General features: G+C 55.4%; 1 protein-coding gene. It reads right to left on the minus strand.

Annotated features, from left to right (window positions below):
* Positions 1-20: 20 nt before the first annotated feature.
* Positions 21-435: hypothetical protein (locus tag U5782_RS41355; protein WP_322049638.1), on the minus strand; the 415-nt coding region annotated here is incomplete at its 5' end.

Consider the following 435-nt stretch of genomic DNA (forward strand, 5'->3'; position numbering starts at 1 on the left):
CCCACGCGCGAGCCGGCGGATCAGCGCATCAGCACAAACCGGCAAGCGATACCGCTCACCGCTCCGATGACAATCAGTTCGATCACTGCATCAAGCGGGAGGTGAGTGACCGAAGAGAGTGTTACCGAACAGCGCGTCGATATCCAGCAATGCCATGCGGAAAACGCTGACCACGCCACCGCGGCGAAGAGGACTCCAAAAGCCATGAAGGTCGCCCGACCTCGTATAGCCCATTTCTGAACTGCAATGATGCAGACCATGTACAAGGGAATCAGTATAGGCGCCATGCCCACCAGCAAAATGCTCACCGCGGCCAACCACGGAACGAAAAATTTAGCCACGAAAAGATGAAGAGTACGCGCTGGGTCATAGCTATTTTCCAGCAACCAATCCAACAGAACAACCGCAGCGCTGGCCAGACTCCCGACAATGATT

Origin of the sequence: Paraburkholderia sp. J67 (assembly GCF_905220265.1) — a bacterium.
Classification (GTDB): Bacteria; Pseudomonadota; Gammaproteobacteria; order Burkholderiales; family Burkholderiaceae; genus Paraburkholderia.